The organism is Stappia indica (genome assembly GCF_009789575.1).
GTDB lineage: Bacteria > Pseudomonadota > Alphaproteobacteria > Rhizobiales > Stappiaceae > Stappia > Stappia indica_A.
In genome coordinates, this window is record NZ_CP046908.1 from 2296296 (window position 1) to 2321066 (window position 24771).

Below are 24771 nucleotides of genomic sequence, written 5' to 3' on the forward strand. Positions count from 1 at the left end.
ACTCCGCCCCTCTTGACCTTCCAGCGACCGGAAGGCCTATACCCGTTGCCGACACAATCGGAGCCTGTCCCGGCCCTTGCGCCGGACAGCGCTCCTGCAACGGAGAACAGCGGATGACACAGGCCGCCCCTGAAACGCATGACGCGCTCCCGGCGTCGACACCCGGCATGCCGCCTTTCATTCATCTCGATATCGGCGGCATGACCTGTGCGGCCTGCTCGGCCCGGATCGAGAAGGTCCTCGGCCGCAAGCCCGGCGTCTTGCGCGCCACCGTCAACCTGCCCCTGGAGACAGCCGTCATCCAGACCGATGGCAGCGTGACGCCCGCCGAGATCATCTCCGCCGTCGAGGCAACCGGTTACACCGCCAGCGAACGCTCCACCGGCTGGCAGGAAGAAAGGCGCCAGCAGGACGAGACGGACGCCCGCATCCGCCGCGACGAGCGGCGCACGTTGCTGCTTCTGCTCTTTTCCGCCCTGATGTCGGCCCCCATGGTCGCCTCGATGGCGGCCGCCCCCTTCGGCGTGATGCTGATGCCGCCCGGCTGGGCGCAGGCGATCCTTGCCGGACTGGTGCAGGTTCTCGTCGGTCGCCGCTTCTATGTCGGCGCCTGGAAGGCCCTTGCCGGCGGCGGCGCCAACATGGACGTGCTCGTGGTCCTCGGCACCACTGCCGCCTATGGCTACAGCCTGGTCCTCACGGTGATGGCCTGGCCGCAGGAACCCGGCCACCTTTATTTCGAGGCGTCCTCGGTCATCCTGACGCTGATCCTGTTCGGCAAGCTGTTGGAAATGCGAGCAAAGCGCACGACAACGGCCGCCATCCGCGCCTTGAGCGACTTGAAACCCCAGGTCGCCCACAGGATCTTGGGCAAGGATATCGAGACCGTCCCGGTCGAGAGCCTGTTTCCGGGCGATGCCATTCTTGTGCGTCCCGGCGAGCGCGTGCCGGTGGACGGCACCGTGCACGACGGCGCCAGCGAAGTGGACGAGGCGCTGCTGACCGGCGAGAGCATGCCGGTTGCCAAGGCCATCGGCGACGAGGTCATCGGCGGGACGATCAACGGGTCGGGCGCCCTGACCGTCGAGGTCACCGCCGTTGCCGGCGACAGCAAGCTCGCCTCGATCATTCGCCTGGTGGAAAATGCGCAGAACTCGCGCGCACCGGTGCAGAAGCTGGTGGACAAGGTTTCCGCGATCTTCGTACCCGTCGTCGTTCTGGTCGCACTCGCCACTTTTGCGGGCTGGTGGTTCTCCGGTGCTGGCCTCGATGCCGCCATCGGCGCGACCGTGGCCGTTCTGGTCATCGCCTGCCCCTGCGCACTCGGCCTGGCAACCCCGACAGCTCTCGTTGCCGGAACCGGCGCGGCGGCGCGCGCCGGCATCCTGATCCGCGACATCGAGGCGCTGGAGACGGCCCACTCGGTCAACACGGTGGTGTTCGACAAGACCGGCACCCTCACCCGGGGCACCCCTGCGGTCACCGACATCCGCGCGTTCGACGGCAACCAGAATCGGCTGCTGCTGATCGCCGCCAGCGCCCAGTTGCCGAGCGAGCATCCTCTGGCCGGGGCCATCGTCGCAGCCGCGCGCGAGCGCGGTCTCGAGCTCTCGCGGCCCGGGAATTTCCGCGCCATCGCCGGCCAGGGGATCGTGGCCGACATTGCCGGCGAACAAGTCCTGATCGGCAACCGCCGGCTGCTCGAGACCCATTCGATCGACACCTTCCTCGTGCAGCAGATTTTCCGGGAGTTCGAGGCCCAGGGAAAGACCTGCGCCGGCATTGCCATCGCCGGCCGGGTCGTCGGCGTGATCGCAATGGCCGACACCTTGCGGGAGGAGACGCCGGTCGCCTTGCGGCGCCTGGCCGCCATGGATATCGAGACGGTGATGCTCACCGGCGATACGGAAGCCGTAGCAAGAGCGGTCGCGGCCGAGGCCGGTATCGGCCGGGTGATCGCCGGCGTCGCGCCTGAAGGAAAGGCGGAAACCATCGCCGAGCTTACGGCAGCCGGCCGGACCGTTGCCATGGTCGGCGATGGGGTCAACGATGCGCCTGCGCTCGCGGCAGCCAGCGTCGGCATCGCCATGGGCAGCGGCACGGAAGTGGCGATGGAGACCGCCGGCATCACCTTGATGCGCTCCCGCCCCGATCTCGTGGCCGATGCGATCGACATTTCCCGCGCAACGGTCCGCAAGATCCGCCAGAACCTGTTCTGGGCCTTCGTCTACAACGTCGTCGGCATCCCGCTTGCCGCACTCGGCATGCTGACACCGGCGCTTGCCGGGGCGGCGATGGCCCTGTCGTCGGTCTCCGTCGTCACCAACGCGGCATTGCTGCGCCGCTGGCGGGCGAAAGAGAGCCGGAAATGACAATGTGGCCGTTGGCTGCGCTATATTGTAATACAAATAGAACAGCCAACGGCCCGGAGACAAGAATGACCGCAAGAGACCCCAAACGCCTGCGTTCGCGCGCGTGGTTCGACAATCCCGACGATCCCGGCATGACGGCGCTCTATATCGAGCGCTACCTGAACTACGGCCTGACACGGGAGGAGCTGCAGTCCGGCAAGCCGATCATCGGCATTGCCCAGACAGGGTCCGATCTCTCGCCCTGCAATCGCCATCACATCGAGCTGGCCAAGCGGGTGCGCGAAGGCATCCGCGAGGCCGGTGGCATCTGTTTCGAGTTTCCGGTTCACCCGATCCAGGAGACAGGCAAGCGGCCGACCGCCTCGCTCGACCGGAACCTTGCCTATCTCGGCCTGGTGGAACTGCTCTACGGCTATCCCATCGACGGCGTGGTGCTGACCATCGGCTGCGACAAGACCACCCCCGCCTGCCTGATGGCGGCGGCAACCGTCAACATTCCGGCCATCGCCCTGTCGGTCGGACCGATGCTCAACGGCTGGCACCGGGGCGAGCGGACCGGCTCCGGCACCATCGTCTGGAAGGCGCGCGAGATGCTCGCGGCCGGCGAGATCGACTATGGCGGCTTCATGGATCTGGTCGCCTCCTCGGCCCCCTCCGTCGGCTATTGCAACACGATGGGCACGGCGACGACGATGAACTCGCTGGCCGAGGCGCTCGGCATGCAGTTGCCCGGCGGCGCAGCCATTCCCGCCACCTATCGCGAACGGGCGCAGGTGTCCTATCAGACAGGTCTCAGGATCGTCGACATGGTCTGGGACGACCTCAAGCCCTCCGACATCATGACCCGCGAAGCCTTCGAGAACGCCATCGTCGTCAACTCGGCCATCGGCGGCTCGACCAACGCGCCGATCCATCTCAACGCGGTCGCCCGGCATCTGGGAGTGCCGCTCGACAATGACGACTGGCAGCGCCTCGGTCACGATGTTCCGCTGATCGTCAACATGCAGCCGGCCGGCGAGTATCTCGGCGAGGACTATCACCATGCCGGCGGCGTGCCGGCCGTCATCGGTGAGTTGATGAAGGCGAACCGCCTGCCCCATCCGCAGGCGCTGACCGTCAACGGCAGGAGCCTTGGCGACAATTGCCGGGAGGCGGAGAACCTCGATACGCGGGTCATCCGGCCGGTAAGCGATCCGCTGGTCGACAAGGCGGGCTTCCTGAACCTGAAGGGCAACCTGTTCGACAGCGCGATCATGAAGACGAGCGTGATCTCGAAGGAGTTCCGCGACCGCTACCTGTCCAACCCGGATGATCCAGATGCCTTCGAGGGACGGGCCATCGTCTTCGAAGGGCCGGAGGATTATCACCACCGCATCGACGATCCGGATCTTCAGATCGACGAGCATTGCCTGCTGTTCATCCGCGGTACCGGTCCGATCGGCTATCCGGGCGGCGCGGAGGTGGTCAACATGCAGCCGCCTGCCGCTCTCATCAAACGCGGCATCCACGCCATGCCCTGCATCGGCGACGGACGCCAGTCCGGCACCTCCGGATCGGCCTCGATCCTAAACGCCTCGCCGGAGGCAGCGGCCGGAGGCGGTCTCGCCCTGCTGAAAACCGGCGACCGGGTGCGCATCGACCTGCGCAAGTGCACCGCCGACATCCTGATCCCGGATGAGGAGTTGGAACTGAGGCGCGCCGAGCTTGCCTCGAGCGGCGGCTTCGCCATCCCGGACCACCAGACGCCTTGGCAGGAGATCCAGCGCGGCATCGTCGATCAGTTCGACAAGGGCATGGTGCTGAAACCGGCGGTCGCCTATCGCGACATCGCCGCCTCCAGGGGATTGCCGCGCAACAATCATTAAGCGCGGGGCGCATGGCCGCAGACACCTGAATGAACTTGACGATTACGTAAGCGTCATGATTGGGTGCAGCCAACGAGGATCCGGCGACAGGAGGACATGGAGCATGACGATGGATGAACTGACGGAGGCCGTGCGCGGCAAGGTGGCCGGTGGCGGCATCTCCGACAGCGTGAAATTCGACTGCGGCGACGCTGGTGTCATCTATGTCGAGGGCCCCAACGTCTCCAACGAGGACAAGGACGCCGACTGCACGATCTCGATCTCGCAGAGCGACCTTGCGGACCTGCTGGCCGGCGAGCTCAACCCGACCACGGCCTTCATGACCGGCAAGATCAAGGTTGCCGGCGACATGAGCGTTGCGATGAAACTGGGCAGCATCGTCTGACTGCCAGCTGCCAAATGTGCAGCCTCAACCAAACGAAAGACCCCGGCGATGGAACCATCGCCGGGGTCTTTGCAGTTGCGGCCTTGCCGGACCTTGAGGTCAGCCCGTGCGGGTGACCAGCTCCGGCCCCATCAGCGAGTAGGGCAGCCAGGTCGACAGCGCCGGCACATAGGTCACCAGGATCAGGAAGATGAACAGGATCAGCACGAAGGGTGCTGCCGCCCGCACCACCTGAACAAGGCTCATGCCGGTTATGCCTGATGTCACGAACAGGTTGAGGCCGATGGGCGGCGTGATCATGCCGATCTCCATGTTCACCACCATGATGATGCCGAGATGGATCGGATCGACCCCGAGCGCCATGCCGATGGGGAACACCACCGGAGCGACGATCAGCAGCAGGCCCGACGGCTCCATGAACTGGCCGCCGATCAGCAGCAGGATGTTCACGGCGATCAGGAAGGTGAACCAGGTGAAGCCCGCACCGATCATCCAGTCGGTGATCGCCTGCGGAATCCGCTCGGCCGTCAGGGTGTGAGCGAAGAGCAGCGCATTGACGATGATGAACATCAGCATCACCGTCGTCTTGGATGCATCGACCAGCACCTTGCGCGTGTCGCTGTGGACGCAACCCGGCAGGAAATAGATGATCGTCAGCCAAACGTTGCGCCCCACTGCCGCGGGCAGCGACTCCCCGTCCCTGCGCATCGGGACACCCTTGAGCGGCCCCATGTCGCGATAGATAAAGATGGCGATCAGGAACGAATAGACCGCAGCCACCGCCGCAGCTTCGGTCGGCGTGAAGATGCCGCCGTAAATGCCGCCGAGGATGATGACGATCAGCAGCAGGCCGAAGCCTGCCTCGCCGGCCGCCGAGGCGACCTCTCCCAGCCCGCCGAAAGGCTGCTTGGGCATGTTCTTGATGCGCGCGTTCACGTAGATCGCCGCCATCAGCATCAGGCCGGCAACAAGGCCCGGAATGACGCCGGCAAGGAACATGCGGCCGACGGAAACGTCAGTCGCAGCCGCATAGACCACCATGACGATGGACGGCGGAATGAGAATGCCGAGCGTGCCCGCATTGGCGATGACGCCGGCGGCGAATTCCTTCGTGTAGCCGACCTGGCGCATGCCGGCGATGGCGATCGTTCCGATCGCAACCACGGTCGCCGGCGAGGAGCCGGACAGCGCGGCAAAGAGCATGCACGAGAACACCGCCGCGATCGCCATGCCGCCACGCAGATGGCCGACGCAGGCGATGGCGAAGCGGATGATGCGCCGGGCGACGCCGCCTGTCGACATGAAGGCCGAGGCGAGAATGAAGAAGGGAATCGCCAGGAGCGTGTAGTTCTGCGAGGCCGTGAACAGCTGCAGAGCGACCGAGGACATGGAGTCCTGGGAGAAGAAGGCGATCGTCAGGACGCTGGACAGGCCCAGCGCGATCGCGATCGGGACGCCGAGGAACAGCAGCCCGAGCACCATGATGAAGAGAACACCGGCTTCCATGGCGGGATCAGTCCTTCAGCACGTTTTTGTTTTCGGCAACGAGCTCTTCCGCTTCGTGCGCTGCGATCATCATCTCGCGCTTGCCGGTGACGATCTGCCAGGCGGCCTGGGCACAGCGGAAGGCGAAAAGGGCCAGTCCCACGGGCAGGATCAGATAGGCGATCCAGCGCTGCACGCGCTCCTGGGTGCCGAACATCTCCTGAACCAGCTCCGGGTAGCGCAAATCATCGAGACCGATGCCGATGCGATACATGCGCGACCAGTAGTCGATGGCCCCGCCGCGCGTGCTGATGCCGAACCATTGCAGCCAGTCGGAATGCAGCAGGATGACCGCATAGGCCACACCGCAAAGAGCACCGAAAATCGCGAAGATGCGGAAGATCGGCGCCGGGAACAGGCGAATGATGGCATCGACGCCCAGATGCGTGCCCATCTTCACCCCGTAGCTCATGCCGAAAAGGATCAGCCAGGCAAAGAGGATGCGGGTGAGTTCGAGCGCTCCGGTCCAGCCGGAGTTGAAGCCGTAGCGGGCAACCACCTGAGTGAAGGTCACGATGGTCATCGCCGCGAGCAGAAGCGCGATCACGTTCTCCTCGAAGCGCGTGACCCAGTTGTCGACGCGTTGCATCGCTTCCCCCAATGTATCTGTTTTGTCGGGAACGAGGTTCGGAAAGCTCCCGGTCCGGCGCAAGGGGCAAGGCCCTCGTCCTGCGCAACCGCCGGGAGCGATCCGATAGGCCAAACCGCCCGCGAACCCGAGGGTGCGCGGGCGGTCCGGATCAATGTCAGCTGGGGCTGTTCGAAGCCTGGGCAGCCTCGATCAGCTCTTCGCCGATATCGCCCCGGAACTTGTCCCAGACCGGCTTCATGGCATCGACCCAGGCCTTGCGCTGCTCCGGGGTAAGCACCCGGATCTCGCTGCCGGCATCCAGGATCTTCTGGCGGTTTTCGGCTTCCTGGCCGGCGACGGCCGCATTGGCGGCAACAGTGACCTCGTTGACGATGGTCAGGAACTGGTCACGCACATCCGGCTCGAGACCGTTCAGCCACTCGTCGGACGTGACGAGCAGATAGGCCAGCAGCTGGTGGTTGGTCTCGGTGATACCGTCCTGCACCTCGAAGAACTTCTGGGTGTAGATGTTGGACCAGGAGTTCTCCTGACCGTCCACGACGCCGGTCTGCAGCGCGCCGTAGACCTCCTTGAAGGCCAGCTTCTGGGCATTCGCACCCATGGCGGCGATCATGGCCTCGGCAACGTCCGACGTCTGGATACGGAACTTCAGGCCAGTGGCGTCCGTCGGCAGCAGCAGCGGCTTGTTGGCCGAGAACTGCTTCATGCCCGAGCTCCAGTAGCCGAGGCCGACGAAGCCGACGTCGGTCATCGAGTTCAGCAGCTCCTTGCCGGGCTCGCTGGCCGCGAAGCGATCGATCGACGACAGGTCGTTGAACAGGAACGGCAGGTCGAAGAGGCGGTACTTCAGCGTATAGGCCTCGAACTTCGACAGGGACGGGGCCGCGAGCTGCACGTCGCCGAGCAGCAGGGCTTCCATCACCTTGTCGTCGTCGAAGAGCTGCGAGTTCGGGAACACCTGCATGCAGGCCTTGCCGTTCATCTCCTCGTTGACGCGCTTGGCAAGCAGGGTCGCCGCGTCGCCCTTGGGGTGGCCGGAGCCGGCAACCACGTGGCTGAACTTGATGACCATCTCGCCGTCGTCGCAATCGGCGAGAGCCGGAGCGGCGAAGGTGAGGCATGCGGCGGCAACCGCAGCCGTTGCGAACTTTTTCATGGATGTCCTCCCAGACATGTTTTGCCGCGCTCGGGCGCGCGGACGGGTGATCCGGCAAGAGATGCCGGTTTATTCGCGCCCCACAATTAGCAACATGTGTGCCAAATGCCTGAGAGGCGAGCAAGTCGCCCGTTTTGCGGGCAGGGCAGGATCGCGCCCGTCCCGCTCCAAGCTGGAAATGTGCAGGAAACGACACATCATTCAGAAAGGATGTGTCGACATCGACACATCCGGCCGGACCTCAGCCGGGGAAGTCGCCTTCTGAAGCCGTGCGGTCGAGGCCGTACTTGCGGATTTTTTCGTAGAGCGCCTTTCGCGACAATCCCAGTCCTTCATAGGTCGCCTTCAGGCTGCCGCCGTTCTTGGCGAGCTCTTCCGCAATCACCGCTCGCTCATAAGCGGCAACGCGCTCGGACAGAACCGTCGCCTCGGCCGTGCCGCCCGCAGGTCCCGTACCCCCTGGCCGCTCGAGCCCGAGGACGAAACGATCGGCGACGTTCCGCAATTCCCGGACGTTCCCGGGCCAGTCGCGTGCGATCAGCTCGCTGACGAAGGCTGGCATCACGTCGGGGATTTCCCGCCGGTAGCGGGCGCGCGCCTCGCGTGTCAGGTGATGAAAGAGCAAAGGAATATCTTCCTTGCGCGCCCTGAGCGGGGGAATTTCGACGGTGACGACATTCAGCCGGTAAAACAGGTCCTTGCGGAACCGCCCCGCATTTCCGGCCGCCTCCAGATCGTCCTTGGTCGCCGCCAGGAAGCGCACGTCCAGGGGTATTGTCCGGTTGGAGCCCAGCCGCTCTATCGTGCGTGTCTCGATCACCCTGAGCAGCTTGACCTGAAGATCGAGCGGCATCGACTCGATCTCGTCGAGAAAGACAGTGCCGCCATGCGCATGCTCGAGCTTGCCGATCCGCTGGCTTGCCGCCCCCGTGAAGGCGCCTTTCTCGTGGCCGAAAAGCTCGGACTCGATGATTTCCGCCGGCAGGCCACCGCAGTTGAGCGCAACGAACGGCCCCTCCCGGCGATGCCCCTCCTCGTGAAGGGCGCGCGCCACCACTTCCTTGCCGGCCCCGGTCTCGCCGATGATCAGCACGTCGGCATCGGTGCCGGCGAGCGCTCCGACGAGCCCGCGCAGCCGCTCCATTGCGGCGGATCGGCCGACCAGCCGCCCCTCCAGGCCGGTCCTGCTGGCCAGTTGTTCGCGCAACAGGCGATTCTCGAGCACCAGGCGCCGTTTCTCCAGCGCCCGCTCGATCACCGTCGACAGCCGGCTGACCGGAAACGGCTTCTCGATGAAGTCATACGCCCCGGCCCGCATCGCCTGGACCGCGAGGGGCACGTCGCCGTGACCTGTGATGAGAATGACCGGCAGGGCGGGGTCGATCTCCAGCGCCTTGCGCATCAGATCGAAACCATCCGTCTGGGGCATGCGGATGTCCGTCACCAGCACACCGTAGAAATCCCGGCCGAGAGTCCCGAACACTCCGGACGCGCCTTCGAACGTGTCGACGCTGTGGCCGGCCAGCTCCAGTCCTTCCGCAAGCGCTTCACGCAGATCGGGCTCGTCATCGACGAGCAGCACCGTCGCCTTGTCCATCAGTGTTCCGTCTTGTCACCGCAAATGCGCCATCGGGCGAGCAACACTCTACTCCGCCGCATCGCTCAGCCCCTCGGCCAGCGGCAGCCGAACCGTGAAGACGGCACCGCCGCCCTCCGCATGGCGCACGGTCAAGCTGCCCGAGAAATCGTGGACGATCTTGTAGGCGATCGAAAGCCCGAGGCCCAGCCCCTTGCCGACCTCCTTGGTGGTGAAGAACGGATCGAACACCTTCGGCAGGAGATCGGAGGAGATGCCCGGGCCGTTGTCCCGCACCTCGATCACCGCCAGGCCTGCCTCGCTGCGGGTGGTCATAACCACCTGTCCGTCGTCACGCGCCTCCACGGCATCGAGCGCGTTGGAGACGAGGTTGAGGACCACCTGCTCCAGCCGCACATGCCCGCCCACGACCGAAAGCGGCCCATCGAGATGCGTAACAGTCAAGCGGGCGCTGCCCTGCTTGATCCGCGGCGACAGCAACATCATGGCCTCGTCGACAACCGGCTTCAGGGCTGTCGGCCGCAGGTCGGTACCGGCCCGGCGGCTGAACCCCTTCAGCACACGGGAAATCTCTGCCATCCGCTCGACCATCAGGATGATGCGGTCGAGCGCACTGCCCACCCGCTCGCCCATGCCGCGTTCGAGAAACTGCTTGGCATTGTCGGCATTCGAACGGATCGCGGCCAGCGGCTGGTTGAACTCGTGCGAAAGGGCCGCGGACATCTGGCCGAGCGTCGCCATCTTCGCGGCCTGCACCAGGTCGGCCTGCATGTTCCTGAGCTCCGCCTCCGCGGCCTCGCGCTCGGTGACCTCGCGGGCGAGCCGCGCATTCGCCTCGGAAAGGTCGCGGGTGCGCAGGCGCACTTTCCGTTCCAGGCGCAAGGCGGCGATCTTGTCTTCGCGCAGGCGGCGCAGAACGGCGACACGCCGGTCGGCCGCCACCCAGCCGACCACGCTCGCCAGCAGACAGATCAGTACGGCGATCGCTGCAACCTTCTGGCTCTGCGAGCGGGCATCGGCCGTATCGGCGAATGCCGCGACCTGCCAGTCCAGCACGGGCAGCGTCCGCGCCATCCTGAGATAGGGTCCGCGCCCGGCCGCGCCATTGAAGCGAACATATTCCGCTTCGGTGGCGGCAGCGGCCGCACCGTCTCCGGTTCGCGGCACCTCGGCCGTCCCAAGCACGGCGAAGCGCTCGCTCGCCCTTTGGCCGCGCCACGCCGGGCGGTTGGTGGCCACGATCTCTCCCCTCGTGTCGATCGCCACGATGGGCGCCGGGCTCAGGGCCCAGGCCTGCTCGATCTCAGCAAGGCTGACGCGCACGACCACGATGCCGACGACGAGACTGCCGGCGCGGACGGCCGAGGCGAAGACGTAGCTGCCCGGCTCGCTGCCGTTGCCTCGCCGATAGGCGCGACCGAGGCGGCCCTGCTGGGCCTCCGCCAATGGCAGCTGCTCCAGGCTGTTGCCGGGCGGCCGGGGCGACATATGGCTGGACGCGATCAGCGCGCCGGTCGCATCGAGAAACAGGACCTCCTGCGCTCCGGCCATGCCGGCAACCAGCGCAGCCGCCCGCTCGCCCAGCGCCGCGTCCCGGCGCAGGATGATGTCCCGCACATCTGGACGTTGCGCCAGCAGCGGCGACAGGAGGCGGAACTTGTCGAGCTGACGCTCCAGCGTTGCCGACTGCACGGACAAAAGCGCCTGCGCCCTCGTCGCCACCTCGGCGGCGAACAACCGCGAAGCGGTTTCCCATGTCACCCAGCCGATCAACACGGTCACCGGCAAGGCGCAGCACAGCACCAGGATATGTTGCGAATTGCGCCTGGCCCATCTGGCAAGCGTTGTCATGACCGTGTCTTTCCCCAGCGTTTCGGGGCGATCCTAGCGATCCGGACGGCCGGGCACAAATCGCGGGAGCACGAGTTCAGGCACGCCGGTCCGCGCGGATCATCTCCGCGGCCTTTTCGGCGATCATCATCGTTGGAACCGCCGTGTTGCCGGAGGTGATCGCCGGCATGACGGACGCATCCGCAACGCGGATGCCGGCAACGGCGCGCAGCCGCAGACGCCCATCGACGACCGAGGCATCGTCCGCACCCATCCGGCAGGTCCCCACCGGATGAAAGATCGTCGTGCCGATATCGCCCGCGGCGCGCGCCAGGTTCTCGTCGCTGCGCACCAGGGGACCGGGCAGGTGCTCGACCGGCGAAAAGCGCGCCATCGTATCCGTTGCCATGATGCGCCGGGTGAGGCGGATGCTGTCGGCAGCAACCTTGCGGTCCCCGGCCGTGGACAGGTAGTTCAGGCGGATCTCGGGATGAGCCAGCGGATCCCGGCTCGCGACATGCACGCTTCCCCGGCTTTCGGGGCGCAGATTGCACACGCTCAAGGTGATCGCCGGAAAGGAATGGAGCGGCTCGCCGAACTTGTCGAGCGACAGCGGCTGCACGTGATACTCGATATTCGCGGTCTCGAATGCCGGGTCGGATTTTGCAAAGACGCCGAGCTGCGATGGCGCCATGGACATCGGCCCGGAACGCGACAACGCATATTCCATCGCGATTCTCGCCTTGCCGAGCAGGTTCGAGGCCCGCTGGTTGAGCGTGACCGCGCCGCTGACCTTGAAGATCGTGCGGATCTGCAGGTGGTCCTGGAGATTGCTCCCCACCTGCCGGCTTTGCGCGACCGTTTCGATGCCCTGTCGCGCAAGCACCTCCGGATCGCCGATGCCCGACAGTTCCAGAATTTGCGGGGACCCGATGGCCCCTGCCGAAAGCACCAGTTCACCCGCCACTCTCGCCTGCGCGGGAGCGCCGTCGACGCGCAGCTCGACGCCGCTCACCCGGCCTTCGGCGACCGTCAGTCTGGTCACCTGCGCACCGGTAACGATCTTCAGGTTCTGGCGGTTCGCGACCGGCTTGAGAAAGCCCTTGGCAGCGGTCCAGCGGATGCCTCCGCGCTGCGTCACCTGGAAATAGGACGAGCCGAAATTGTCGCCGCGGTTGAAGTCGTCGATCTTCGGGATCCCGACCTCCTCGCAGGCATCGCGCACCGCATCGAGAATATCCCAGGACAACCGCTGCCGCTCGACGCGGCATTCGCCGCCCCGGCCATGCATGTCGTCGGAGAGCTCGTAATGGTCCTCGGCACGGCGGAACAGCGGCAGCACATCGTCCCAGCCCCAGCCCTCCAGCCCCATCTGGCGCCAGCCATCATAGTCGCGCGCCTGGCCGCGCATGTAGATCATGCCGTTGATGGCGGAGCAGCCGCCGAGCACGCGGCCGCGCGGATAGGAGAGAGAGCGCCCGTTGAGGCCGGGATCCGGAGCGGTCTTGAAGCCCCAGTCGGTTCGGGGATTGCCCATGCAATAAAGGTAGCCGACGGGAATGTGAATCCAGACGTAGTCGTCCTTGCCGCCAGCCTCCAGCAGCAGGACCTTGACCTGCGGATCGGCCGAAAGGCGGTTGGCCAGCACACAGCCGGCCGAACCCGCACCGACGATCACGTAGTCCCATTCCCCCAGGTCGCGCATGGTTCCTCCCTGCCCTGGCCCGCGTGGAGCGGAACGATGCCCGCTGCCGCCAGCAATGGCAAGGAGGGAAAGCCCGGCGCCCGGACCGGCCGGACGCCGGCCGTCTCAGAGCGAGGCTTCGGCCTCTGCGACCGCGCGATCGACCTCTTCCGCAAGTCCAGGCTCCAGCCCGAGACGGGCGGCCAGCATCTGCAGATAAGCGCGCTCCGCGGGGTGATCCGGATCGATGGCCAGACGCGAGGCGGCATAGACTTCCAGCGCCGCTTCAGGGCTCTTCGCCCCCTTCACCACCCGGTCGATGTCGAGCGGCGCGCGCAGCTCGTCCATCACGAAGGCCTTGGCCTCGCTGTCGAGGTCGAGCGTATCAAGCTTGTCGAAGATCTTGCGCTGCTCGTCCGCATCGATATGCCCGTCGGCCTTTGCCGCCGAGATCATCGCGGTCAGCAGGACGAGCGCGAACTCCTCCTCCCCGCCCGGCTGACGCGCCGGCGAAAACGGCGAATCGGAGGGAGGCGGCAGTACCGGGGCAGAAGAGGACGCGGTGTCCGGCGCACCCTGCGCAGACGCCGGGGCGGCTCCGCCACCCCCGCGATAATCGCGATAGGCCTTGTAGGCGAGACCGGCAACCAGGGCCATGCCGCCATAGGTCAGCGCCTTCTTGCCGATCTTGCGGCCACCCTTGGTGCCAAGGAGCAGGCCTGCAAGGCCGCCTGCCAGCGCGCCGCCGGCGAGTCCGCCGGAGCCGGAGGACCGCAGATAGTCCTGGCCGCGCGCCAGAAGATCGCCGGCCCCACTTCCGCCGGAACCAGTGCGTCCGGACCCTGCCGAGGAACCGCCACCCTGGCCCATGAACTCCTCAAGCAGCTTGCGTGCATCGAACATCGTTATCTGTCTCCAGTCCCTTGCGATTGGCGGCAGTCCGGGACGTGCCCGGGTCGCATTCATGACTGCAAATGGGAACAGAAAGTCGCGACCGCAAGCGCAGGGCGTCACCGCTCAGGCGAAAGGCAGGCGGTTGTCGTCCTTCAGCGTCTCCATGGCGATGGACGAGCGCACGTTGCGCACCGCCTCGTGCGGCAACAGCTCGTCATTGATGAAGCGCGACAGCGCCGCAAGATCGGCGACCGCCACCTTCAGCATGTAGTCCATGTCGCCCGTCAACACATGCGCCTCCTGGACCTCGGGCAAGGCGCGTACCAGATCGCGGAAACGGCGGGCGTTCTGGCGGCTGTGGGCATTGAGCGCGACGCCGACGAAGGCAACCACGCTGAACCCGACGGCCGCGGCATCGACATCGGCCCGGTAACGGCGGATGACGCCGGCCTCCTCCAGCCGTTGACGTCGGCGGGAGACCTGCGAGGCCGACAGTCCGATCCGCTCCCCAAGCTGCTGGTTGGTGACCGCCGCATCGTCCTGCAGGCTTGCAAGCAGGCGAATATCGAAAGGGTCGAGGTCCGTCATCTTGTGCGCGTCCAGCTCTATCAGTGCACGTTTCATGCATTGATAATCCATTACCCACCCAAAATGCACGCACCTTGCATCGATCCGGGCGCATACTGTGCGAAGTTTGGCTTTCCAGAGGAGGACAGCATGGGACCGTTTCCGCACGACGCACCGCCCGCCAAGATCGACGACACCAACCCGGCCGGCACGGACGGCTTCGAGTTCGTCGAGTTTTCCCACCCCGAGCCGGAAAAGCTCGACGCCCTGTTCCGCCGCATGGGCTATGTGCCCGTCGCCAAGCACAAGACCAAGGCAATCACCCTCTACCGCCAGGGCGACATCACCTATGTGCTGAACGCCGAGCCCGGCTCGCACGCGATGCGCTTCGTCGAGGAGCACGGCCCCTGCGCCCCCTCGATGGCCTGGCGCGTGGTCGATGCCCGTCACGCGTTCGAGCATGCGGTGAAGAAGGGGGCAACGCCCTATCACGGCGACGACAAGGCGCTGGACGTCCCCGCCATCGTCGGCATCGGCGGCTCGCTGCTCTATTTCGTCGAGACCTACGGCGCCAAGGGCTCGGCCTATGACGACGAGTTCGAGTGGTTGGGCGAGCGAGATCCGCGTCCGGCAGGGGTCGGCTTCTATTACCTCGACCACCTGACCCACAACGTCTATCGCGGCAACATGGACAAGTGGTGGGACTTCTACCGCGACCTGTTCGGGTTCAAGCAGATCCACTTCTTCGACATCGACGGCCGCATCACCGGTCTCGTCAGCCGGGCGATCACCTCGCCTTGCGGCAAGATCCGCATCCCGCTCAACGAGTCGAAGGACGACACCAGCCAGATCGCCGAGTATCTTCGCAAGTACAAGGGCGAAGGCATCCAGCATATCGCGGTCGGAACGGACAACATCTACGACGCCACCGACCTCCTGTCGGACAACGGGCTGAAGTTCATGCCGGGTCCGCCGGACACCTATTACGAGATGTCCCGCGAGCGCGTGCATGGCCATGACGAACCCATCGAGCGGATGAAGAAGCACGGCATCCTGATCGACGGCGAAGGCGTGGTGAACGGCGGGATGACCAAGATCCTGCTGCAGATCTTCTCCAAGACCGTCATCGGTCCGATCTTCTTCGAATTCATCCAGCGCAAGGGCGACGAAGGCTTCGGCGAAGGCAACTTCCGCGCCCTGTTCGAATCGATCGAGGAAGACCAGATCCGCCGCGGCGTGATCAAGGCCGACGCTGCCGAGTAAGGCAGCGCCGGGTCAACGAAGAAACCGAAGGGGAGCGGCAGGTCCGCTCCCCTTTTTGTTGCGGGTTGTGGGTTCGATCAGGTCGTGGCCCGGCCGCGCAGGGCGTCGAGGAACGAGTTCGCCCAGGACGCGGCATCGTTCTGGCAAATGCGGTCGAAGATCGCCTGCCAGCGCGACCGGCGCTCGTCGAGCGGCATGTTGAGGGCGGTCTGCAGGCTGGACGCCACACCTTCCGCCGAATGCGGGTTGACGATCAGCGCCTCCGGCATGCCTTCCGCCGCCCCGGCGAACCGCGACAGCACCACGACACCGGGATCCTCTGCCCGCTGCGCCGCAACATATTCCTTGGCGACCAGGTTCATTCCGTCGCGAAGCGGCGTGACCAGCGCCACGCGGCTGGCACGATAGAGCCCGGCAAGCGCCCGCCGGGTGAAGGATCGGGTCATGTAGCGGATCGGCGTCCAGTCGAGATCGGCGAACCGGCCGTTGATATTGCCCGACAGTTCCTCCAGCTCACGCCGGATTTCCGCGTAGGCGTCGAGATCGGCTCGTGACGGTGGGGCCACCTGCATCAGGCTCACCCTGCCCCGGTTCTCCGGATAGTCCTCCAGCAACCGGCCGAACGCCCGAAACCGCTCCGGCAATCCCTTCGAATAGTCGATACGGTCGACCCCGATGATCTGCTGGCGGCCGGTGAGCAGTTTCTCTGTCCGCATGGTGTTGCGGCGCGCTTCCGGCGTCGTCGCCTGCCGGGCGAACCCGGCCGCGTCGATGCCGATGGGAAAGGCACGCGCAATGACGGAGCCGCCGGCGACATCCAGCCGCTCGCCGTCGCGCTCGATCGCGCCCAGTTCCTCCACCGCGAACCGACGGAAGTTCGCCGCATCCCGGCGCGTCTGGAAGCCGACCACGTCATAGGCGAGCATTCTGCGAACCAGCCGTTCGGCGTTCGGCAGGCCGGCGAGCACCTCCGGCGCCGGGAACGGAATGTGCAGGAAAAAGCCGATCGGATTGCCGACCTCCATCGCCCGCAGCTCCGCCGCGAAACCGAGGAAATGGTAGTCGTGGACCCAGATCATGTCGTCGGCCTGCAGCAGCGGGCGCAGCCGCGTTGCGAAACGCTCGTTGACCCGCCGGTAGCCTTCCTCGAACCGCCGGTCGAAATCCGCAAGGTCCAGGCGGTAATGCAGCACCGGCCAGAGCGTGCGGTTGGCATAGCCGGCATAGAACTCGTCGTAATCGGCCTGGGTCATGTCGACCGTCGCCATCGCGACCTTGCGGGTGCCCCCGCCCTGCTTGAGATTGCCGAAAGTGCCTTCCTCGGAAACCTCGCCGCTCCAGCCGAACCAAAGCCCTCCCATCTCCGTCAGCGCGTCGACAAGCGCCACCGCCAGACCGCCCGCCCGCCCCGTATCCTTGAGCGGTCCGACACGATTGGAGACGACGACAAGTCTGGACATGGGTTCCTCCGGTTTGCGTGTCCGCCCGCATGGGCACAGGCCGACATCGGCCCGCAGGCCGCACCGGGCGGGCACGGGAATGATCAGGTCAGGGCCGCAGAAGACCTGCGGGCCGATTCGAGCGTCAGGTCACACGAGGCTTTCCCATCCGGCCGACAGCCGCATGGCGCCATTGATGATACCGACCATCGAATAGGTCTGGGGGAAGTTGCCCCACATCTCGCCGGTCACCGGATCGGTGTCCTCGGACAACAGGCCGACATGGTTCCGGCAGGACAGCATCGTCTCGTAGATGTCGCGTGCCTCTTCCTTCCGGCCGATCCGCGCCAGCGCGTCGATGTACCAGAAGGTGCAGATGTTGAAGGCGTTCTCCGGCGCGCCGAAATCATCGGCGGCATGATAGCGGAACAGATGCTTGCCGCGGCGAAGGGTCTCGCCGATCCGCTCCACCGTCGCGATGAAGCGCGGGTCCTGCGGCGGCAGGAAGCCGACCTCGGCGATCAGCAACAGGCTGGCATCGAGATCGCGCCCCTCGAAGCTTTCGACAAAGGCGTTGGTGTTCTGGTTCCATCCGCGCGATAGGATCACGGAGCGGATGGTATCGGCACGCTCCTGCCAGAGCAGGGCCCGCTCGTTCCGGCCGAACTGCCGCGCGATCTTGGCGAGCCGGTCGCAGGCCGCCCAACACATCAGCGAGGACGAGGTGTGGACGCGCGCACGGGTGCGCAGCTCCCACAGTCCCGCATCGGGCTGATCGTGCATGGCGAAGGCGCGCTCGCCGATCACTTCCAGCCGCTCGAAATCGTCGACGCGGGGCTGGCGAAGGAGCCTCTTGTCGAAGAAGGCCTGCGAGGCGCCGAGCACGATATTGCCGTAGACGTCGTGCTGGAAATGTTCGTACGCCTGATTGCCGACCCTGACCGGCCCCATGTTCCGGTAGCCGGGCAGGTCCACCGTCGTCTCGATCAGGCGGTCTTCCAGCGCGATGCCGTAGAGCGGCTGGACGTGGCCGCTGCCGGTCATCGAGGCGATGTTGTTGATGTAGCGGAGATAGTTCTCCATCGTCTCCATCTCGGAGAGCGAGTTGAGAGCCCGCACCACGAAGAACGCATCGCGCAGCCAGCAATAGCGATAATCCCAGTTGCGCCCGCTGTTCGCCGCTTCCGGGATCGAGGTCGTCACCGCGGCGATGATCGCACCCGTTTCCTCATAGGTGCACAGCTTCAGCGTGATCGCAGCGCGGATCACCGCTTCCTGGTAATCGAGCGGCAGGCCGAGGCGCCGGGTCCAGAGCCGCCAGTGCAGCACCGTCTCTTCCTCGAACTCGCGGCACAGCGTCTCGGGATGATGGGTCAGGCTTTCATCGGGGCCGAAATAGAACGACACCGGCCCGTCGAGCAGGAACGGCGTCTCGTCGCGCACATAGGTGATCGAGGCATTGGTCGTCAGCCGCACCGTCTGGCCGTTGCCGACGAAGCGCATGTGATTGGAGCCGTAGGTGACCTCCGGGGTGCGTGCGCCATAGTCGAACCGCGGGCGGCAGCGCACACGGATCCGCGGGTGGCCCGACAGGGGGCGGACCCGGCGGACGAGCGCCGTCGGGCGGAACATGCGCCCCTTGGTCTGGAAGCGCGGTGCGAAATCGGTGATTTCGATGGCATTGCCCGCATCATCGAAGATGCGCGTCACCACGACGGCCGTATTCTCCTGATACGACTGTTCGCTGCGGACCGCGTTCTCCAGCTCGATGGCGAACAGCCCGTCGCGTTCGTCGCTGCACGTGCCCAGAAGCCCATGAAAGACCGGGTCGCCGTCGAAGCGCGGCAGGCACAGCCAGACCACCCGCGCCATCCTGTCGACCAGCGCCGCAATCGAGCAGTTGCCGATGAGCGCGAGATCGAGGGAAGCCTTGCGGTCGAGCGTCATGAATGTGGTGTCCTTGCCAGTACCTTTGCCGGGAGGCCGAGAGCCAGCCAGTCGCGAACGCCTTTCACGTCGCTGACGCGGAAACGGGCAAGGCTGTCGGCGGTTCCGACCTTGACCCCGAAACCACCGACGGACTCGGCCGCGCGAATGCCGTCCTCGTCGGTTACGTCGTCGCCCACGAAAACCGGCGTACGGCCGCGAAAGGGATGAAGGTCCATGAAGGTCGCGACCGCCCAGCCCTTGTCGCGAAAGGCGGGCTTTGCCTCCACCACCATCTTGCCATGCACGAGATGCAGGTCGGGAAGCTCGGCGACGGCGGCCTGCATCACCTCCAGGACCGCGTGCTCGCAATCGGGCGCGATCCGGTAGTGGACGGCAATCGCCGGCCCTTTGTCCTCGATGGACACGCCGCGCCCGAGCAAGCCGCTGCCGGCAAGCGCAGCCTTCAGCTCCTCGATCTCGGGAGCCACCGGCGCGCGCACGACGTCTTCGTCCGGATGCAGCCGGGTTTCCAGCCCGTGCAGGCCGGCGCAGGGAAGCCGCAGAGGTGCGAGATAGTGGTCGATCTCATGGATCGGGCGACCGCTGACGATCGCCAGAGCCCCGCCGAGATGCTCGACGAGCCCTTCCAGGCACGCGATGGTCGCCCGGCCGGCCTCGACCGCATCGGGCGTTCGGGCGATTTCGACCAGCGTTCCGTCGAAATCGAGGAACAGGGCGATATCGTCTGTCACGGGCGGTGGCGCGTTCATGCGCAAAGCCTAAGGGAACTCACCCCCGATGAGAAGTCCCGGCCCGGAAAAAGCCTTTCTTCCTGACGCCTTGCCGCACTGCATCAAGCAGCGGATGCATCCGTGAACGCCCCGGGCCCGGGGACAGCCCCATCCGGACACTTGCCAAGGATGATCATGCCGAGAACCTCGTCCTTGGTCACGTCCTGCGTGCGGGCGGAGCCGACCAGCTTGCCGTTCTTCATCACCGCGACCCTGTCCGCCAGATCGAACACGTCATGAATGTCGTGACTGATCAGGAAGATACCGAGCCCCTGCTTTTTCAGTTCCTTGATCAGTTCGGAGACCATCTGCGTCTCCTGCACGCCGAGCGCGGCCGTCGGCTCGTCCATGATCAGGATGCGGGCGTTGAAATAGACGGCCCTGGCGATGGCAACGGACTGCCTCTGACCGCCCGACAGCGCCTTCACCGGCGCCTTGAACTTGCGGAAATTCGGGTTGAGACGGCTGAGGATCTTGCGGGTCTCGGCCTCCATCGCATCGTCGTCGACGAAACCGAGGGGCGTGACGATCTCCCGGCCGAGGAACAGGTTCGACGCCGCATCCAGATTGTCGGCCAGAGCCAGCGTCTGGTAGATCGTCTCGATATTGTAGTTGCGGGCATCCCGCGGGCTGTTGATCGTCGCGCGCTTGCCGTCGATCAGGATCTCGCCGCTGTCCGCGCGATAGGCACCGGACAAGACCTTGATCAGGGTCGACTTGCCGGCGCCGTTGTGGCCGAGCAGCCCGACCACCTCGCCGGGATGCAGGTCGACGCTGACATGGTCGACCGCATGCACGCCGCCGAAGGAGATGCAGATGTCCTGCATCTGGACGAGAGGAGTTGCCATGGCTCAGTCTCCCGTGCGCTTGCGGTAAAGGATATCGACGAGCACGGCCACCACCAGCACCACACCGACAACGATGTTCTGGAGCGGCGCGTCGACGCCGACCATCGCCATGCCCGACTGCAGCGACTGCATGATCAGCGCGCCGAGGATGGCGCCGTAGATCGTGCCGATACCGCCGGACAGCGCTGTTCCGCCGATGACCGCCGCAGCGATCACGCGCAGCTCGTCCAGCGTGCCGATGTCGTTGGTGGAGAAACCGAGGCGGGCCGAAGCAACCGCCGCCGACAGGGCGCAAAGGCCACCCATGATCGCAAAGATCTTGACCGTCAGCAGGCGCGTGTTGATGCCTGACAGCTCGGCCGCGTCCGGATTGCCGCCGGCCGCAAAGATGTAGCGACCGAGCCGCGTCCGCCGGGCGACCACCGTCATGCACACGGCGACGACGATCAGCAGCAGCACCGAGTAGGGCAGGCCGTAAGCCGCCGTGTAGCCCTCCGGCACCTCCAGCCCGCGCGCCGCGAAGTCGCGCCGCAGGACGCGAGCCGGTATTTCGTAGGCGTTGAGGATCGCGATGAAACCGACGATGGCGCCGGCAATGATGGCTCCGAGCGTGACCTCCGCCCAGATCGGCTTGACCGGAAAGCCGTGCGTCTGCTTGCGCCGCCGCGACGAGAACTGCAGCGCGACGGCCACGATCACGGCGAGACCGGCAAAGATCCACGACCACAACTCGCCCAGCGTGCCGCCAATGCCGCCGATCATCGTGAACCGCGCGTCGAGCGGCCCGATGGTCTGGCCATCGGTGATGAACCAGGCCGCGTTGCGCCAGACCAAGAGGCCGCCGAGCGTGACGATGAAGGCCGGGATGCCGAGATAGCCGATCAGCACGCCCTGGAAAGCGCCGATCAGCGTTCCGACGACGACGCCGGCAAGGATCGCCAGGATCCAGATGGCCGGATGGCCGAGTTCCAGGCCGAAGACGGCCGGCAACACCTGCGTCTGCACCATAGCCATCACGGCCGCGACGGTCGCGAGCAGCGACCCGACCGACAGGTCGATATGGCGCGTGACGATGACGAACACCATGCCCGTCGCCATGATGGCAACCGAGACCGTCTGGATCGTCAGGTTGAAGATGTTGCGCGGCGTCAGGAAGTTGCCGCCGGTGAACACGTTGAACACCAGGCACAGGACGACGAACGCGCCGATCATGCCCAGCAGGCGCGTGTCGACCTGCAGCGCAGAGAAGAACGATCTGGTCGCCGGCGGCTTCGGTCCGGTGACTACGGTCTCAGACATGGAAAAGCTCCCGCTTGGAGGGTGGCGCATTCCCTGCGCCCCCTCGCGGCCGGATGTCACCCATCAGCGGCCGCCCTGCCCCGGCCTTGGGCCGGAGCAGGGTCATCGCTTGAAGGACTGGCTCAGTTGCAGGGAGCCGGGCCGCCGCTGACGCCCTGGCACAGGGCATCCTTGGTGATCCAGCCTGCATCGACCACGACCGACAGGTTCTCACGGGTGACCGGGATCGGCGCCAGGAAACGCGCGGTCAGCTCCGCGCCGCCGGGCGAGGTCCACTTGCCCGCGCCCTCGACGCCATCCATCGTACCGCCCTTGGCGAGCGCCACGGCGATCTCGCCGGCCACCTTGCCCAGTTCGCGCGCATCCTTCCACACGGACACGGTCTGCGTGCCCTTGGCGACACGGTTGAGCGCGGCGTGATCGCCGTCCTGGCCGGAAACCGGGATGCCTTCCATACCCTGCGCGGTCAGCGCGGCAACCGCACCGCCGGCCGTGCCGTCGTTGGAGGCGACCACCGCGTCGACAGCGTTGTTGTTGGCGGTGAGGATCTGCTCCATGTTCCGCTGCGCATTGGCGGGCAGCCAGCCGTCCGTATAGGCCTCGCCGACGATCTTGACCTTGCCGGCATCGATGGCTGCCTGCAGGACTTCCTGCTGGCCGCCGCGCAGGAAGTCGGCATTGGGATCGGTGGGCGAACCCTTGATCATCACGTAATTGCCTTCCGGCGCCTGCTTCAGGACCTCGCGAGCCTGCATGCGGCCGACCTCGACATTGTCGAAGGTCAGATAGAAGGCGCGGTCGTCCTCGATCAGGCGGTCGTAGCCGACGACCGGAATGCCCTCGTTGGCAGCTGCCTGGATGGCCGGGCCGATGGCCTGGGAATCCTGCGCCAGAATGATCAGCGCATCGACGCCCTGGGCGATCAGCGCCTCGATGTCCGACAGCTGCTTGGCAGCCGAAGACTGGGCATCGGCGGACACATAGGCGGCGCCGGCGGCCTCGAGCGCGCCCTTGATGGCGGCTTCGTCCGTCTTCCAGCGCTCTTCCTGGAAATTCGACCAGCTGACGCCGACGGTGATGTCCTGCGCCTGTGCATGGATCGGCAGCGCAACGGAAACGAGAAGCGCTCCGGCCAGAAGCGGGTAGAATCTGCGCATGATGTCTTTCCTCCGATTTGTCCCCGCTCCTCCCAAATGCGGAACGAAGGATCATGTATCAGGCAAGCTGTCCCTGGCCTGTGCCTCCCCGGCCGAAGGATGCTTGCTTTGGTTCGTCGGCGTAATTTTATTTTTTTCGACGTCCGAAAAAAAGTTGCTCCAAACGAAAGCCCCTGTCAACATGGTTTCTCGACGAGGATCCGGGATCGTGACAAAAACACCCGGCGAGCGTAAACCCTGGCTACGGCCATGCCTTGCGCGCGACACAGCTCCCGTCTGGGTGGAAACGAACGCTTTGGTGTGGGCATGACGCAGAAGGCCGACCGCGACCAGATACGGCGCCAGAACCGCTCGGTTGTTCTCCAGGCCCTGCGGCGCAAGGGTCCCCAGGCGCGCATCGATCTCGGCCGCGTCACCCAGCTCAGCCCCGCCACCGTCACCTCGATCACCTCCGATCTGATCGCCGAAGGTCTCGTTGCCGGCGTCGATGACGATGCCCAGCGGGAGCGCGAGAAAGGGGCGAGAGGCCGCCCGCGCAGCCTGCTGACGCTCGACGGCTCGGCCGCCCGCGTGCTCGCCGTGAAACTCTCGGTCAACACCATAGAGATGGCACTGGCAGACTATGGCGGCCGGCTGGTCGGGCGGGACGTCGCCTCCTTCGACAGCGCCGCCGTCACCGCCGACGGGTTCGGCCAGATCCTGATCGACAGCCTGCATCGGTTTCTCGACGAACTGGGGGGCCCGCCGCCGGTGATCGTTGCCCTTGCCTCGCAAGGCGTCGTCGACGACAGCGCCGGCACGGTCGCCTGGTCGCCGGCCTTTGCCGTCCGGCATGTGGAGGTGGTGGCGCCGGTCGCGCGCGCCTTCGGCGTGCCCTGCCTGCTTTCCAACGACACCAACATGATCGCCGAGGCACTGCACCGCACGGACCCGGCGCGCTACGGCGGAACCTTTGCCGTACTCTTCGTCGATTACGGCGTCGGCATGGGGCTTTTCGTCAACAACCGGCTTTTCGTCGGTGAAACCGGTGCGGCGGCCGAGATCGGGCATGCCAACCATATTCCCGGCGGGTCTCTCTGCCGGTGCGGCCGGCGCGGCTGCCTGGAGGCCTATCTCGGCGACTATGCCCTGCTGCGGCACGCAAGGGGGCTGGACCTGCAGACGCCGCCTTCCCGCCTGCCGGTCGGGCGCGAGACGATCCGCGAGTTGATCGCTGCGGCACACGCCGGGGAGCAAGGCGCACTCGATGCCTTTCACGCCGGCGGCACTGCCCTCGGCTATGCCTTCGCCCGGGTGATCGCCACGCTCGATCCGCGGCGCATCGTCGTCACGGGAGCTGCAGCCGATGCCTATCCGCTGATGGAGGCGGCTGCACTGGCCGCCCTTGAAGAGGCGCTGGTGGCAGATCTGCGCGGCAGCGTCGAAATCGAAGCGATCCCCTGGGAGGAGGATCTCATCCTGCGCGGCACCGTCGCGCGGGCGCTGCATGCCCTCGACACGGAGGTGTTCTCCGACACCGGGTATGGCAGCCAGAAGGAGGCACAGGGAGGATAGGCCG

At 65.7% G+C, this 24771-nt stretch carries 19 protein-coding genes; 5 read left to right on the forward strand and 14 right to left on the reverse strand.

Annotated elements, in window-relative coordinates:
• The first annotated feature begins 167 nt into the window (after positions 1-167).
• From GH266_RS10770 to GH266_RS10780, 3 genes are all read left to right on the forward strand, one after another.
• The gene (locus GH266_RS10770) at positions 168-2372 is read left to right on the forward strand and encodes a heavy metal translocating P-type ATPase (RefSeq protein WP_158193908.1); all 2205 of its coding nucleotides are present in this window, start codon (positions 168-170) and stop codon (positions 2370-2372) included.
• 65 nt (positions 2373-2437) lie between these two features.
• On the forward strand, positions 2438-4237 hold the full coding sequence (locus tag GH266_RS10775; RefSeq protein WP_158193909.1) for an IlvD/Edd family dehydratase: 1800 nt from the start codon (positions 2438-2440) through the stop codon (positions 4235-4237).
• A gap of 103 nt (positions 4238-4340) precedes the next feature.
• On the forward strand, positions 4341-4622 hold the full coding sequence (locus GH266_RS10780) for an SCP2 sterol-binding domain-containing protein (protein ID WP_158193910.1): 282 nt from the start codon (positions 4341-4343) through the stop codon (positions 4620-4622).
• A 99-nt stretch (positions 4623-4721) separates the two neighbouring features.
• On the opposite strand, the gene GH266_RS10785 is transcribed toward GH266_RS10780, so the two are convergent.
• From GH266_RS10785 to GH266_RS10820, 8 genes are all read right to left on the reverse strand, one after another.
• Positions 4722-6128, reverse strand: a complete 1407-nt coding sequence (locus GH266_RS10785; protein WP_158193911.1) for a TRAP transporter large permease — start codon at positions 6126-6128, stop codon at positions 4722-4724.
• Positions 6129-6135: 7 nt separating this feature from the next.
• The gene (locus tag GH266_RS10790; protein WP_158193912.1) at positions 6136-6756 is read right to left on the reverse strand and encodes a TRAP transporter small permease; all 621 of its coding nucleotides are present in this window, start codon (positions 6754-6756) and stop codon (positions 6136-6138) included.
• 157 nt (positions 6757-6913) lie between these two features.
• Positions 6914-7915: a DctP family TRAP transporter solute-binding subunit gene (locus GH266_RS10795; protein WP_158193913.1), complete on the reverse strand. Its 1002-nt coding sequence runs from the start codon at positions 7913-7915 to the stop codon at positions 6914-6916.
• 241 nt (positions 7916-8156) lie between these two features.
• A complete protein-coding gene (locus GH266_RS10800) occupies positions 8157-9512 on the reverse strand; it encodes a sigma-54-dependent transcriptional regulator (protein ID WP_158193914.1) in 1356 nt (451 codons plus the stop codon).
• A gap of 48 nt (positions 9513-9560) precedes the next feature.
• Entirely contained in the window at positions 9561-11363 is a 1803-nt protein-coding gene (locus tag GH266_RS10805; RefSeq protein WP_158193915.1) for a sensor histidine kinase, read from the reverse strand.
• Between the two features lie 76 nt (positions 11364-11439).
• Positions 11440-13047: a GMC family oxidoreductase gene (locus GH266_RS10810; RefSeq protein ID WP_158193916.1), complete on the reverse strand. Its 1608-nt coding sequence runs from the start codon at positions 13045-13047 to the stop codon at positions 11440-11442.
• Between the two features lie 105 nt (positions 13048-13152).
• The gene (locus GH266_RS10815; protein ID WP_158193917.1) at positions 13153-13929 is read right to left on the reverse strand and encodes a tellurite resistance TerB family protein; all 777 of its coding nucleotides are present in this window, start codon (positions 13927-13929) and stop codon (positions 13153-13155) included.
• A gap of 114 nt (positions 13930-14043) precedes the next feature.
• Positions 14044-14508 carry an Lrp/AsnC family transcriptional regulator gene (locus tag GH266_RS10820; protein ID WP_158196155.1) on the reverse strand — a complete coding sequence of 155 codons (465 nt, stop codon included), beginning with the start codon at positions 14506-14508 and terminating at the stop codon, positions 14044-14046.
• A 129-nt stretch (positions 14509-14637) separates the two neighbouring features.
• Between GH266_RS10820 and hppD the strand changes: the two genes are divergently transcribed.
• Positions 14638-15750: a 4-hydroxyphenylpyruvate dioxygenase gene (gene hppD / locus GH266_RS10825; RefSeq protein ID WP_158193918.1), complete on the forward strand. Its 1113-nt coding sequence runs from the start codon at positions 14638-14640 to the stop codon at positions 15748-15750.
• Between the two features lie 77 nt (positions 15751-15827).
• Here the strand turns inward: hppD and GH266_RS10830 are convergent, their stop codons facing one another.
• The 6 genes from GH266_RS10830 to xylF form a co-directional block, all read right to left on the reverse strand.
• Positions 15828-17210, reverse strand: coding sequence for an alpha,alpha-trehalose-phosphate synthase (UDP-forming) (locus GH266_RS10830; protein WP_158193919.1), 1383 nt, complete (start codon positions 17208-17210; stop codon positions 15828-15830).
• Between the two features lie 129 nt (positions 17211-17339).
• A complete protein-coding gene (locus tag GH266_RS10835; protein WP_158193920.1) occupies positions 17340-19136 on the reverse strand; it encodes a glycoside hydrolase family 15 protein in 1797 nt (598 codons plus the stop codon).
• Positions 19133-19888 carry a trehalose-phosphatase gene (gene otsB / locus GH266_RS10840; protein WP_199270503.1) on the reverse strand — a complete coding sequence of 252 codons (756 nt, stop codon included), beginning with the start codon at positions 19886-19888 and terminating at the stop codon, positions 19133-19135. Before otsB ends, GH266_RS10835 begins: the two co-directional genes overlap by 4 nt.
• An 83-nt stretch (positions 19889-19971) precedes the next feature.
• Positions 19972-20736, reverse strand: a complete 765-nt coding sequence (locus GH266_RS10845; RefSeq protein ID WP_158196157.1) for an ATP-binding cassette domain-containing protein — start codon at positions 20734-20736, stop codon at positions 19972-19974.
• A 24-nt stretch (positions 20737-20760) separates the two neighbouring features.
• Complete coding sequence (locus GH266_RS10850; protein ID WP_158193921.1) at positions 20761-22056, reverse strand: sugar ABC transporter permease; 1296 nt, start codon at positions 22054-22056, stop codon at positions 20761-20763.
• Between the two features lie 122 nt (positions 22057-22178).
• Positions 22179-23213 (reverse strand): D-xylose ABC transporter substrate-binding protein, encoded by a 1035-nt coding sequence (gene xylF, locus GH266_RS10855; protein ID WP_158193922.1) that lies wholly within the window; start codon positions 23211-23213, stop codon positions 22179-22181.
• A 306-nt stretch (positions 23214-23519) separates the two neighbouring features.
• Between xylF and GH266_RS10860 the strand changes: the two genes are divergently transcribed.
• A complete protein-coding gene (locus tag GH266_RS10860; protein WP_158193923.1) occupies positions 23520-24767 on the forward strand; it encodes an ROK family transcriptional regulator in 1248 nt (415 codons plus the stop codon).
• Positions 24768-24771: the final 4 nt, after the last annotated feature.

Bases quoted from the DNA above. Each gene is read 5' to 3' on its own strand.
- GH266_RS10770 (WP_158193908.1), top strand. From the start codon at position 168: ATGCCGCCTTTCATTCATCTCGATATCGGCGGCATGACCTGTGCGGCC.
- GH266_RS10775 (WP_158193909.1), top strand. From the start codon at position 2,438: ATGACCGCAAGAGACCCCAAACGCCTGCGTTCGCGCGCGTGGTTCGAC.
- GH266_RS10780 (WP_158193910.1), top strand. From the start codon at position 4,341: ATGACGATGGATGAACTGACGGAGGCCGTGCGCGGCAAGGTGGCCGGT.
- GH266_RS10785 (WP_158193911.1), bottom strand. From the start codon at position 6,128: ATGGAAGCCGGTGTTCTCTTCATCATGGTGCTCGGGCTGCTGTTCCTC.
- GH266_RS10790 (WP_158193912.1), bottom strand. From the start codon at position 6,756: ATGCAACGCGTCGACAACTGGGTCACGCGCTTCGAGGAGAACGTGATC.
- GH266_RS10795 (WP_158193913.1), bottom strand. From the start codon at position 7,915: ATGAAAAAGTTCGCAACGGCTGCGGTTGCCGCCGCATGCCTCACCTTC.
- GH266_RS10800 (WP_158193914.1), bottom strand. From the start codon at position 9,512: ATGGACAAGGCGACGGTGCTGCTCGTCGATGACGAGCCCGATCTGCGT.
- GH266_RS10805 (WP_158193915.1), bottom strand. From the start codon at position 11,363: ATGACAACGCTTGCCAGATGGGCCAGGCGCAATTCGCAACATATCCTG.
- GH266_RS10810 (WP_158193916.1), bottom strand. From the start codon at position 13,047: ATGCGCGACCTGGGGGAATGGGACTACGTGATCGTCGGTGCGGGTTCG.
- GH266_RS10815 (WP_158193917.1), bottom strand. From the start codon at position 13,929: ATGTTCGATGCACGCAAGCTGCTTGAGGAGTTCATGGGCCAGGGTGGC.
- GH266_RS10820 (WP_158196155.1), bottom strand. From the start codon at position 14,508: ATGACGGACCTCGACCCTTTCGATATTCGCCTGCTTGCAAGCCTGCAG.
- hppD (WP_158193918.1), top strand. From the start codon at position 14,638: ATGGGACCGTTTCCGCACGACGCACCGCCCGCCAAGATCGACGACACC.
- GH266_RS10830 (WP_158193919.1), bottom strand. From the start codon at position 17,210: ATGTCCAGACTTGTCGTCGTCTCCAATCGTGTCGGACCGCTCAAGGAT.
- GH266_RS10835 (WP_158193920.1), bottom strand. From the start codon at position 19,136: ATGACGCTCGACCGCAAGGCTTCCCTCGATCTCGCGCTCATCGGCAAC.
- otsB (WP_199270503.1), bottom strand. From the start codon at position 19,888: ATGAACGCGCCACCGCCCGTGACAGACGATATCGCCCTGTTCCTCGAT.
- GH266_RS10845 (WP_158196157.1), bottom strand. From the start codon at position 20,736: ATGCAGGACATCTGCATCTCCTTCGGCGGCGTGCATGCGGTCGACCAT.
- GH266_RS10850 (WP_158193921.1), bottom strand. From the start codon at position 22,056: ATGTCTGAGACCGTAGTCACCGGACCGAAGCCGCCGGCGACCAGATCG.
- xylF (WP_158193922.1), bottom strand. From the start codon at position 23,213: ATGCGCAGATTCTACCCGCTTCTGGCCGGAGCGCTTCTCGTTTCCGTT.
- GH266_RS10860 (WP_158193923.1), top strand. From the start codon at position 23,520: ATGACGCAGAAGGCCGACCGCGACCAGATACGGCGCCAGAACCGCTCG.